We start from the raw sequence: 11514 nt of genomic DNA on the forward strand, positions 1-11514 counted from the left end.
AATGATCAATTACATCGACATTACTCATATATCTTTATCGGATTGTAGAACGTATCGCGTTCGATTGGCGTACGGCCTGCTCCCTTAATGAGCCATACGAGTTCATCGCGCGTCAAACCTTCCGGTGTAAGCGCGCCGGCTGCATGACTAATGCGTTCCTTCACAAGCGTGCCGTGCACGTCGGAAGCACCGAACGTAAGTGCAACTTGTGTCAACTGGGTTCCGATATTGATGAAGTACGCTTTAATATGTTGAATGTTGTCCAGCATAAGGCGGCTGATCGCAATTGTCTTCAAGTCTTCATACGCGGAGTTGCGGCGCTTGATGCTGGCTTTAGGACTCTTCGGCTGCATAGACAATGGGATGAATACTTGGAAGCCATTCGTCTCATCTTGAAGTTCGCGGATCGAGATCATATGGCGAATACGATCCTCATGCGATTCGATTGCGCCGTACAGCATCGTTGTATGTGTCTTCATGCCAAGTTGATGTGCTGTACGGTGAACTTCGAGATAGCGCTCAACGCCAGCTTTCTCGACACGCATCTTCTTCCGATATTCATCGGATAGAATTTCTGCTCCTCCACCTGTCAGAGATTCCAGTCCGGCATTCATTAGCTCTTTAAGCACCTCTTCAATGCTCAAGCCGCTGATGCGTGTGAAGAAATCAATTTCAGCTGCTGTGTACGCCTTAAGTGTGACGTCCGGATACTTCTCGTTCAGTGCACGAAGCGAATCTACATAATAAGAGAACGGTACATGCGGGTTGTGTCCGCCAACGATATGGAACTCGCGTACGCCCGGATGGATGTGCTGATCTACGAAGTCAATCATTTCTTGACCGGATAATGTATAAGCACCTTCGTCTCCTTGATCTTTACGGAAGTTGCAGAATGCGCAGTGCGCTTCGCATACATTCGTGAAGTATAGGGACATATTTTCAATAAAATAAACATTTTTGCCGTTCTTGCGCATGTTCGCAAGATTTGCCAATTGACCCAAGGTCAACAGGTCGTCCGTTTCATACAAGTAAACGCCATCCTCAAGCGTCAGGCGCTCACCGCGTTCGACTTTATCTGCGATTTCGGCCATACGTGGATCGGCATGACGCGTCATGACTGTAGTCATACACAGGCCCCCTTCAGGTAAGGTATCTTTTTACAATTCAGCACAATATGCTGTTGTTGACAAATAAAAAACTCCGCGGCGGATAAGTTCCGTCGGAGATTGCAGTGAAACGAATCACATTAATTGATGTCAGTTCCATTATACATTCGCATAAGAGGTGGGGCAATACGTCTACAGGAAGTAAAGGTGCAAATTACCAGCAGCGATGTTCTCTTGTATATGCCGAAGGGGATGGTTATACTTAGTAATACGAGGAGGGTGATTAGAATGATTACAATCAGCGATGAAGCGATTGAGAAGATAAAGGAAATGATTGCGCAAGAGGAAAATGAAAATATGTTCCTGCGCGTCGGTGTTCGTCCAGGCGGTTGCAGTGGATTCTCTTATGGTATGGGATTTGACGATGAAGAGACTGAGGAAGATGTGAATTTGGAGATTGGCGGCATGAAGGTCGTCATCGATAAGGAAAGTGTTCCTCATCTGAGTGGACTTACAATCGACTACAAGGAATCCGGCATGTCTGGCGGCTTCACGATCGACAACCCGAATGCGGTAGCAACTTGCGGCTGCGGCTCCAGTTTCCGTACAGCAACAAATGAGGGAAAAGCGGAGAAGTGCGACGACTAGTCTCCACCTATTTGCATGATACCTTATATATAGATGAATGATACATTCTGATTCCATTCGATTCGATAATTGCGATTAGACTTCGTGATTAGATGATAATGAAATATAGAAGACCTCTTATTACGGTAGAGTTGAGCATCGCTACCTTGTAAGAGGTTTTTTTGCTGTTTTTGGCTCTATAGCGCTAATCCTAATATTTCTAATCATACTGCAAATTGTTTCGGCGAACCTTATAACGAGCAGGAGGTGATACCTATGAATGAACATCATGATGCACATCAAGTACAGCAATCCACTGATGTAGACCGTACACTGCTGGTGTCTTATAGAGCGTATTGCTCGGAATGTCCAGGAGGGTGGCATGGGACTTGCTATGATTCCCGTCAAGATTCAACGAGGGATGCCCAGAATCACAACAATACGTACCATGCTGGAACCACGGGAGCTACCGTTATTGAGAGTTCAGGCAGCTGTTAATTTGCGTGGGGATAGAACGAATTGAACACAGAACACAGATCACAGATCACAGAAGCTGTGCAGCCATCTATTCTGCTCAACTGAAGAAGGCTGCCCTTACTCTTATAAGAAGAGCAGGTGCAGCCTTCGGATATGCCTGTTAGGGTCAGTTTATTCCTTCACTCGTTTGCCTAGCAAGATCATGAACCAAATGATGCTTGCTCCGAGGATTGCATGACCAAGACCTGCCATGTGGCTCAAGCCTTTCATATCTGTTCCGTTAACCTGAAGGATGCCGCGAACCGTCATCGCTGCAAGACTTAGCATCAGACCGATATTATATACATAGTACCAACCTTTGAATGAACGGACTTCATGCACGCGGAACTGCTTCGCAAGCAAGGTGAGAAGCAGGAAGAACAGGAAGCCGAGAACGAGAATATGGGTGTGCAGCGGTTTTAATGCTGTGTAAGCTGTGAAATCATTTATTTTGGTGAACTCCCGGTAAAAGATACCCGATATGAGGCCAAGAATGGCATAGAAGAACGAAGTGTAATACAGTTTTTTCACAGTAAACTCTCTCCTTTGTTTCGTCATTCGCATGGATGATAGGAGTGTACCGCAGTTGTATGAACCCAATATGAACAGAACATGACAACGGGGTCATGTTCTGCTTATACGCTATTTAGGGAATCGGATCGTAAATATGGTTCCTTGTCTTACTTCGCTAGACACGCGGATCGTTCCGTTGTGCAATTCAATGATTCGCTTTACGATGGCTAAGCCAAGCCCTGTTCCATGCTGGCTCTGTCCTGGTTCAGCAAGCTCACTGTATTTGTAAAATCGCTCAAAGATATGTGGCAGTACATCCTCTGGAATACCTCTCCCTGTGTCAGATACAACTACGATAATGTCTTCTCCTTGTTGTTTGCATTGTATCCCGATGGTTCCTTGCGACGCAGTGAATTTAATCGCATTCGTTAGCAGATTTGTCCATGCTTGATACAGCAATCCTGTATCTCCCGTTAACATCACGCTATCAAGCTGAAGATCCAGTTCGATGTCTTTCACGTTCCATTGCGGCTCAAGTAGGATGATGACTTCTCGCAGTTGTTCATCCAGTCGGATAGAGGCTTGCTTCATCATCTCGCTTCCTCGTTCCAAGGAGGCGAGCGTCAGCAATTGCCGACTTATCCCGGATAACCGCCGCGACTCATCCGCAATGATGTGCAAATAGCGTCGTTCTTGTTCGGGCGGCAGCGGGTGATCCATGAGCTGCTGCGCTAATCCTTGGATCGAAGTCAAGGGAGATTGAATCTCATGGGACACATTCGCGACGAACTGCTTCTGTACGGCGTCCAGTTGCCCAAGAGCTTCAGCCATTACGGTGAATCGTCTTGCAAGCTCACCAATTTCATCATTGCGGTGGAGATCCAGCTTAACTTCGTAATTGCCTTTTTCCAGTTCCATAGTGGCTCGGGTTAACCGCTGCAGCGGCTTAACGAGATAACGTGTCTTCACGGAAATGAGCACTAGGCTGATAACGAAGGTAGAGACGAGTAGTACCGCAATGAGAACACGCACTTCTTCAGTCTGCTGCACCATATCTGGGCGAATGAACAGAGCGTGCTGCACGCCATTAACTGTGAGCGGGATACCGTGGCTCAAGGCAAGTCGATTCTCGAATATAGCGGGGACGAAGAAGCTGCTCCATGCTCTTTGCTGAAGCATGCCGCGATACGTATTCCCTTGAAGAACGCTGTCAATCGCTTCAGGAGCAAGATCAGCATGCTTGAATGGTCTGCCGAATGTCTTCACATGATGATCAGGAGCGATAAGGTACAGCTGATAGCCCAGTTCAGCGAGATTCGTTAACGCCTCGTCAGCCGTGTCTTCACCAGACGATAACATGTTGTTCATGCGTACCAGCGCTTGCCCAACCTTCTCCATCTTCTGCTCGTAATGACTGGAGATCGCTTGATTGTGCGCGATATTCGCCAGAAAGACGCCGCATACGAAGCTGATAGATACGATTACAGCTGAGAAAAACACGATACGGGTATACAGTGTCTTCAAGGTTCAAGAACCTCCAATTTGTAGCCAAGGCCTCGGATTGTAGTAATTCGGAATCCACTTGCATTCTCAGGAAAACGCTCCCGAAGACGCTTAATATGCACGTCAATGGTTCGGCTGTCCCCTTCGTAGTCAGTACCCCATATCCAAGCCAGCAGCTGTTCGCGTGTGAAGATGCGCCCTGGATAGGAAGCAAGCTGCGCTAATAGCTCAAACTCCTTGCGGGGAAGAGTCAGTTCTTCGCCGGAGGCTGCAACGGTATAGCTCTTGCGGTCGATAGTTGTTGCACCAAGGCGTATGAGGCTGTCAGATACGATCTGATACCTCCGAAGCAACGCCTTCATGCGGAATAGCAGCTCCTTCGGCTCGAAGGGCTTCACCATATAGTCATCGGTGCCGGCTGCGAAGCCTTGCTCCTTATCTTCAAGTTCGCCGAGCGCGGTGAGCATAATCACCGGGATATCATATTGCTGTCTAATTTCGGCGCATAATGTCCAGCCATCCTTCAGCGGCATCATGACATCTACGATCGCAATATGAATGGTTTCCTGCTCCAATAGTTGTGCTGCAGCTTGTCCATCACTCGCGTCGAACACATGATACTGCTCAGATTCGAGCACAAGCCGCAGCATCGTTACAATATTCGGGTCATCATCCGCAACGAGTACATGAATGATCAATGCGATTTACCTCCATTCCAAGGTGGGGAGTGATCAGGTCTAATTATGAGGGGAGAAGCACAAAAACAAAAATCCCTGGAGCAGTCGCCAAGCGCGAAGTCCAAGGATTTTGCCCCATTGTCCGTCTTGCGGGAGTCGATCAAGTCTTCCTAGATGATCAGAACTGACAATTATAAGAACGTCTTGTTGATCATGATGGAGATCAAATAAAAACAAAATACTGAAAACAGCCAACATGCTGTTCCAAGTACCCGTCTATGCTTTCTCCAAAATTGAAAACCGATCGCAAGTATACCTACATTGGCAAGCACGAGTACGACAGACATAGATACGATCGCAATCCAGTACAACGCTTCATATACAGCTGCAGTTGACATGACGGTCGCTCCCATCCTTTATATCCATCCATTATTATCCCTTATACGATACCATCCCAATCTTGAAAAAGACAAGCACTATGCGTCCAACTTGATCTAGTCTTGTGCAAATCAGGCACATGCCATGGACAATCATACAAGAATCGGATGGGAGCCATGAGTATGTATAAGTATTAAGGACGAAAGGGGAGTGGCGAATGGAAGGCAGACAGTTAGCCAGCAAATGGTTGAAAACCGCGGCGCTAATATCGGATTCACGTGTAGCAGGGCATATTCCGGCAACGCGTATATACAATACGTCTAATCTCCATGAAATGTTAAACATACACGGCTTCGTCGTCATCAAGCCTGTCGTTGGTTCTGGCGGTGCCGGTGTTATTAAAGTAACGAAGAGCGGATCGACTTATCGATATACGTATCAGGCCAATACACGCAGCTTTGGAGATTTCGATGCCATGGTGCGATCATTGTCCAGTACGAAAAAGAAGCGTACCTACCTGATTCAACGGGGAATTCATCTAGCTACGATTAATGGAAGACCGATCGATTACCGGGTTAAAGTAGTGAAGTCAAATGGCAAATGGGGTGTACGCTCGATGGTTGGGCGCTTGGCGAGAAGAGGCTTGTTCGTGACGAACTTGTGCAAAGGAGGTACGATGGTAACCGCAGCACAAGGAATTGCAAGATCGCTCTCTGGACAGAGCGTCCGCGCCAAGAAGAGTAAGATGAGATATTTGACACGGATCTGCACATCGCTATTAGAGAGGAAATATCCGGGGATTGGCCAGTTAGGCTTCGATTATGGCATTGATCGCTCCGGTCATATCTGGATATTCGAGGTGAACACAAGACCGCAGTAAGGGGCAATCTGCGTTGGAAGTGGGATTTGATAGATTAGATTTACTAGAGATTGGAAAATGATTAAACATTTTTATTAAAAAAACAATCCAAAAAGATGTGAATAAGTATATCCACATCATCCCCACTGATAGATAGCGTTTTTTGACGCTTATCAACAAATTATTCACAATTTTTCCACAAACGCCTGTGGATATTGGAACGCTTGTTCTGCTTTCTGAGGCCGTGATATGATGAATGCGGCAGGAAAGTTTAGGAAAGGTTGTGATGCAGATGGCTTTGCTTTCCGATGAACTGCTTATTGATTCCTATGAGCAGGCAATCAGGCTCCGATTGGATGAAGAATTCATCGCGTTGCTGCTTGAGGAAATGAAAAGGCGCTGCCTTTGTCCGACCCTCTTCCGAATACCGGTGTGCACATAGATGACCGGCATGCCGAGGCTTTACTCCCAAGCCAGTCCGTTCACATAAGTGGTTGCGTGGCAGTGCTCACAATAGATTATATGCAGGCACTGCATGGATACAGAACTAGATACAGAACTAGATACAGAACTATCATCCAGCATCGTTTGATGGGATACGGAATCGTCTGGCTGATATGGGGCGTAAGGTCCAACATAATCTTCCAGTTTGCCGCTGTCAGTGGTTGGGTTCAAACAGTTCGGACATTGAAATTCGGGACTGATCATGCCGTTGCATAGTGGACAAACATGAAACAAGGGTATCCTCCTCCGTTAGATAAAGATGTTGGAGATAGGATACCCTTTCTTTCGTTTATTTAGTTACATTTTCATGCTGCTGCTGTGTCCAGGAGACAGCTTAGCTGATGGATCAATATACACCTTAGCGTTATTGATAGCAGTTGGTGCCTCGCCAAAACCGACAGCGATGAGCTTCAGCTTGCCTGGGTAAGTCGTAATGTCGCCAGCAGCGAACAAGCCTGGAATGTTCGTCTCCATACGAGAATCAACAACGATGGAACCGCCCTCGATGTTAAGGCCCCATTCAGATATTGGTCCGAGGGAGGACACGAAGCCGAAGTTGACGATAACTGCATCGACATCGATATCCTTTGCTTCTTTGGATTTGGTGTTAGTTAGTGTTACGCGCTCAATTCGACTAGCATCACCATGCAAAGCGGTAATTTCTGTAGGCGTAATCACTTGAACCTTGGAATTCATCAATTGCTCAACACTATGTTCATGCGCGCGGAATTTGTCGCGGCGATGAATAAGTGTAACTTGATCAGCAATAGGCTCCAGCATGAGTGCCCAATCGACAGCAGAGTCTCCGCCGCCGCTGATCAGCACGCGCTGGCCTTTGAACTGCTGCAGATCGCTAACGAAGTAGTGCAGGTTCGATTTCTCGTATTGGGCTGCTTCAGGCAGCTCCAAGCGGCGTGGTTCGAATGCACCTACACCAGCTGTTACGATAACGGATTTTGCGTGATGAACACTTTTATCTGTAGTAACGGCGAATAGACGCTCGTCGAGCTTCTCTACTCCCTGAACCTTCTCTTCCAAGCGAACATCAGGATTGAAATGTTCCATTTGCTTTTTCAAGGAATCAACAAGTTCTTGCGCTGTTACTTTCGGGAATCCGGCAACGTCATAGATGTACTTTTCCGGGTATAATGCTGCTAATTGGCCTCCTAATTGAGGCATGCTTTCAATAAGACGAACGGAAGCTTGTCGCATGCCGCCATAGAATGCAGCGAACATGCCGGCAGGCCCGCCCCCAATAATTAAAATATCTACTACATCTTGTTGTGATACAAGTTGTGAATTCAAGGCTGAGCACCTCCAATGGCGATGTCTGACCATGTGATCATGGTCATTGTGTGTTTTGGCACATCTATCATTATAAACGGTGCTCGACAAGAAGGAAACCGTACATTTTCCAGGGATTTCGATATAAATGTGAAAATTATCAAAATTAAACGCTTTCATACATTGTTCTACAAAAAAGGTGCTTGTAATTTAATTGGAAACTCGATATCATTGCAGTTGAATTGTTTGTAAATTGTCGACAATTTGTCGATGTTGGGCATAATGCGATGTGCACGTGATTATGGCTCTATCTGAATGAGTTACTTTCAATCATTTAGACCATAATAAAAATGATTACCAGTTGTATAATGTATAGGTACCTAGATTTCGTTTGTTGTTTTTTGTGGGGTTTTTCACAACTTCACAAGATTGATGTATATACGCGGGTTTCTAGAACAAAGGTATTCATATTCAAGTTGTAACATGTTATTACCAACCTACACAAAATGATTGACCCGATTTGGAAGGAGCTAATGAAAGATGAGTAACATTCCTAAAATCGTAATCCTAGGCGCAGGTTACGGCGGCATCATGGCAGCGCAACGTCTTCAGAAAGAATTAAACTATAATGAAGCAGACGTAACATTAGTCAGCAAACATGACTATCATTACTTCACAACTCATTTGCATATGCCTGCTGCTGGTACGGATTCCTATGAGAATGCTCGAGTGTCTATCTCGAAGTTGATCGATGAGTTCAAAATTGACTTTGTGAAGTCTTCGGTGAAGGAAATTCGTATTCAAGATAAGAAAGTCATTCTTGAGGACGGAACTTTGTCTTATGATTACTTGGTGATTGGTGTTGGTGGGGAGCCTGAAACATTCGGTATTCCTGGACTTGGCGAGTATGCGTTCAGCATTCGCAGCATCAACTCTGTTCGCGTAATCCGTGAGCATATCGAACATCAATTTGCTCTATATAAGCAAGATGAGACTCGTGCTGATCGTCTGAATTTCGTTGTAGGTGGCGCAGGCTTCACAGGCATTGAGTTCATCGGTGAATTGTCCGATCGCATTCCTATGCTGTGCAAGCAGTTTGATGTCGATCCAAAATTGGTCAATATTTATAACGTGGAAGCGGCGCCAACAGCACTTCCAGGCTTCGATCCTGAGCTTGTTGAATATGCAATGAATGTATTGAAGAAAAAAGGCGTTACATTCAAGCTGGCAACAGCGATCAAGGAATGCACACCTGAAGGTGTTCTACTTGCAACTGGAGAAGAAATCAAGTCTTCTACGGTTGTATGGACAGGTGGTATTCGTGGTAATCGTCTCATCGAGCAAGCAGGCTTCGAGGCAATGCGCGGTCGTGTGAAGGTTGATGAATTCTTGAGAGCGCCAGGTCATGATAATGTCTTCATTATTGGGGACAACTCGCTCATGATTAATCCGGCAATTGATCGTCCATATCCGCCTACAGCGCAAATGGCGATGCAGCAAGGTCCGGTATGCGCGAGCAACATCGTTGCTTCAATTCGCAACCAGCCGCTTAAGAAGTTCGAGTACCACAACAAAGGTACAGTTGCTTCCTTGGGTAAAGGCGAAGCGATCGGCGTAGTGGGTAAGAAGAAGTTGAAAGGCTTCTGGGCTGCTCAATTGAAAAAAGTCATCGATATCCGTTGGTTGTTCATCATTGGCGGAATTTCTCTTGCTCTTCGCAAAGGTAAATTCCTGTAAGAAGAATGTGACCAGTTTTACGGTTGATTGGTTAAGATCATAGTGTTAAATCAAATATATGCCGCTGCATCTTCGTTCTTTAATCGGGGATACCAGCGGCTTTTTTTTTGCTGCCATATGACAAGCAGAGACGAAAAAGGCCTGTATGATCGCAATCATACAGGCCTTTTGATGCCAGAATTGGCATTCCATACGGATGAATCTCATTAAATTTTCATCATATCATTCAGGGTATCTGGTGTAAGCAGGTTGCCTACATAGAAGGAGCCGAACTCGCCGAAGCGGGCGCTCACTTCGTCGAAGCGCATTTCATAAATGAGCTTCTTGAACTGAAGCGGATCGTCACTGAATAACGTAACGCCCCATTCCCAATCATCCAGACCTACCGAGCCTGTGATGATTTGCTTCACTTTACCCGCATAGCCTCGGCCGATCATGCCATGGCTGCGCATCATATTGCGGCGCTCCTCCATGGACAGCATGTACCAATTGTCGGCCAAGTCACGCTTCTTGTTCATTGGATAGAAGCAGATGTGCTTGCTCTGCGGCAAGGTTGGCTTCAGACGCGCGATAATTTCCGGATTCTCCATTGGATCTTCGGTCGATCCTGGCTTCGTCATATAATTGCTTAATTCAACGATGCTGACATAGGAATAAGTTGGTGTTGTAAATTGAGCGAAAGACGTTTTATTCAGCGCATTTTCAAGCGCGTTAAGCTCTTCGAGTGTTTCACGAAGGTGGAAAATGACAAAGTCGGCTTTTTGGCCTACGATGCTGTATACGACAGTGCTGCCCTTCTTATCTGCTTCCGTTTCGGACCATTCCGACCATAACGTTTGCAATTCCTCAAGCGCATGCGCACGCTCTTCATCGTCCGCTTTTTTCCATTGAGCCCAGTTGATCGTGCGGAAATCATGGAGTGCATACCAACCGTCGAGCGTTAAAGCTGCTTCATTCATATCGCGTTATCCTCCGTTATCGTAAAAGATTGTGTACCACAACCACTTTTGTGTAAATCGCCATACTAAAGTCATTGTAGCTATTATTTGCAGTGCATTCAACTAAGAGGTGATAAATGTCACTGAATGTTCGTTGATTTTTGGCCCTGGTACAAGTACACTAAGACTATTCAGGAATTAGCGAAATATGGATATTTAATTGGATAATAATAGATTGTACGAAGCGAAGCAGGAGGCGGGTTGCAACATGTTGGGCTGGATAATGGTCTTCATTTTAATGGTGCTATTCTTCGTGATGATGTTCGGCATTGGCTTTATTTTGAACATGCTGATGAAGACAACGTGGTTCCCGATCGGCATCTATTTAGTCGTATTGCTGCCAGCAATGGTCATTATGCTGTGGAAGCAGGGTGTATCGATTATGGACAATTTGGCGGGCATTGGCTTGCAGGGATATTTAACGGCGATAGCTGGACTTGCAGGGGCATATATTAGCGGAAAGACGATTCATTTCTTGCGCAAGAGCGGATATCAGATGTTCTAATGTCAAATTGTACTTGATAAATCTGAGTAAATTGGCATACAATGATACAGATCGCATCAGAACTTTTCTATGCGTAAGATTTTATTCGAATGAAAGGGCAAGGTATCTACTGCGATGGAGAACTAATCTGATCTGATAGAAGTCATTTTGACAGCTTTATATTTCAAAATGTACGTTCAGAGAGGATAGGTCTGCCCATTTTCGCAGATTGATATCGGCCGTTATATTTTAGCTTGCATCATTCATCACTTATTTTGTAATGGAATAACGCACGGTGCTGCACTTGTACTCATTACCTCTGTGTCAA

Annotated in this window: 14 protein-coding genes; 6 read left to right on the top strand and 8 right to left on the bottom strand. The window is 45.6% G+C overall.

All coding sequences use genetic code 11. From position 1 onward, the window contains the following. Positions 1-20 precede the first annotated feature (20 nt). On the bottom strand, positions 21-1127 hold the full coding sequence (gene mqnE / locus BP95_RS0127380) for an aminofutalosine synthase MqnE (protein WP_021252630.1): 1107 nt from the start codon (positions 1125-1127) through the stop codon (positions 21-23). Positions 1128-1394: 267 nt separating this feature from the next. Between mqnE and BP95_RS0127385 the strand changes: the two genes are divergently transcribed. Together BP95_RS0127385 and BP95_RS0127390 are read left to right on the top strand one after the other, a co-directional pair. After that, positions 1395-1754, top strand: a complete 360-nt coding sequence (locus BP95_RS0127385) for a HesB/IscA family protein (protein WP_021252631.1) — start codon at positions 1395-1397, stop codon at positions 1752-1754. Between the two features lie 255 nt (positions 1755-2009). Continuing rightward, positions 2010-2231: a hypothetical protein gene (locus tag BP95_RS0127390; RefSeq protein ID WP_028533728.1), complete on the top strand. Its 222-nt coding sequence runs from the start codon at positions 2010-2012 to the stop codon at positions 2229-2231. A gap of 150 nt (positions 2232-2381) precedes the next feature. Here BP95_RS0127390 and BP95_RS0127395 read toward each other — a convergent pair whose 3' ends face one another. The 4 genes from BP95_RS0127395 to BP95_RS0127410 all read right to left on the bottom strand — a co-directional run bounded on the left by BP95_RS0127395 (position 2382) and on the right by BP95_RS0127410 (position 5340). Beyond that, on the bottom strand, positions 2382-2780 hold the full coding sequence (locus BP95_RS0127395; protein ID WP_021252633.1) for a DUF2871 domain-containing protein: 399 nt from the start codon (positions 2778-2780) through the stop codon (positions 2382-2384). A 111-nt stretch (positions 2781-2891) separates the two neighbouring features. Beyond that, positions 2892-4286, bottom strand: a complete 1395-nt coding sequence (locus BP95_RS0127400) for a sensor histidine kinase (RefSeq protein ID WP_028533729.1) — start codon at positions 4284-4286, stop codon at positions 2892-2894. Further along, complete coding sequence (locus BP95_RS0127405; protein ID WP_021252635.1) at positions 4283-4963, bottom strand: response regulator transcription factor; 681 nt, start codon at positions 4961-4963, stop codon at positions 4283-4285. Before BP95_RS0127405 ends, BP95_RS0127400 begins: the two co-directional genes overlap by 4 nt. Before the next feature lie 170 nt (positions 4964-5133). After that, positions 5134-5340: a hypothetical protein gene (locus tag BP95_RS0127410; RefSeq protein WP_028533730.1), complete on the bottom strand. Its 207-nt coding sequence runs from the start codon at positions 5338-5340 to the stop codon at positions 5134-5136. A gap of 197 nt (positions 5341-5537) precedes the next feature. Here BP95_RS0127410 and BP95_RS0127415 point away from each other — a divergent pair, with 197 nt between their 5' ends. Beyond that, positions 5538-6200: a YheC/YheD family protein gene (locus BP95_RS0127415; protein WP_021252637.1), complete on the top strand. Its 663-nt coding sequence runs from the start codon at positions 5538-5540 to the stop codon at positions 6198-6200. A 271-nt stretch (positions 6201-6471) separates the two neighbouring features. Continuing rightward, the gene (locus tag BP95_RS0127420; protein ID WP_028533731.1) at positions 6472-6621 is read left to right on the top strand and encodes a sporulation histidine kinase inhibitor Sda; all 150 of its coding nucleotides are present in this window, start codon (positions 6472-6474) and stop codon (positions 6619-6621) included. Between the two features lie 20 nt (positions 6622-6641). Here the strand turns inward: BP95_RS0127420 and BP95_RS33385 are convergent, their stop codons facing one another. Continuing rightward, positions 6642-6917 (bottom strand): hypothetical protein, encoded by a 276-nt coding sequence (locus BP95_RS33385; RefSeq protein ID WP_139295397.1) that lies wholly within the window; start codon positions 6915-6917, stop codon positions 6642-6644. 63 nt (positions 6918-6980) lie between these two features. Then, on the bottom strand, positions 6981-7988 hold the full coding sequence (locus BP95_RS0127425) for an NAD(P)/FAD-dependent oxidoreductase (protein WP_028533732.1): 1008 nt from the start codon (positions 7986-7988) through the stop codon (positions 6981-6983). 519 nt (positions 7989-8507) lie between these two features. Between BP95_RS0127425 and BP95_RS0127430 the strand changes: the two genes are divergently transcribed. Continuing rightward, the gene (locus BP95_RS0127430; RefSeq protein ID WP_021252640.1) at positions 8508-9704 is read left to right on the top strand and encodes an NAD(P)/FAD-dependent oxidoreductase; all 1197 of its coding nucleotides are present in this window, start codon (positions 8508-8510) and stop codon (positions 9702-9704) included. Between the two features lie 206 nt (positions 9705-9910). On the opposite strand, the gene hemQ is transcribed toward BP95_RS0127430, so the two are convergent. Continuing rightward, positions 9911-10663: a hydrogen peroxide-dependent heme synthase gene (gene hemQ, locus BP95_RS0127435; RefSeq protein ID WP_021252641.1), complete on the bottom strand. Its 753-nt coding sequence runs from the start codon at positions 10661-10663 to the stop codon at positions 9911-9913. 250 nt (positions 10664-10913) lie between these two features. Between hemQ and BP95_RS0127440 the strand changes: the two genes are divergently transcribed. Further along, entirely contained in the window at positions 10914-11207 is a 294-nt protein-coding gene (locus BP95_RS0127440; RefSeq protein ID WP_028533733.1) for a YuiB family protein, read from the top strand. Positions 11208-11514 lie beyond the last annotated feature (307 nt).

The sequence above is a fragment of the Paenibacillus sp. UNC217MF genome (assembly GCF_000686865.1).
Taxonomy (GTDB): domain Bacteria; phylum Bacillota; class Bacilli; order Paenibacillales; family Paenibacillaceae; genus Paenibacillus_B; species Paenibacillus_B suaedae.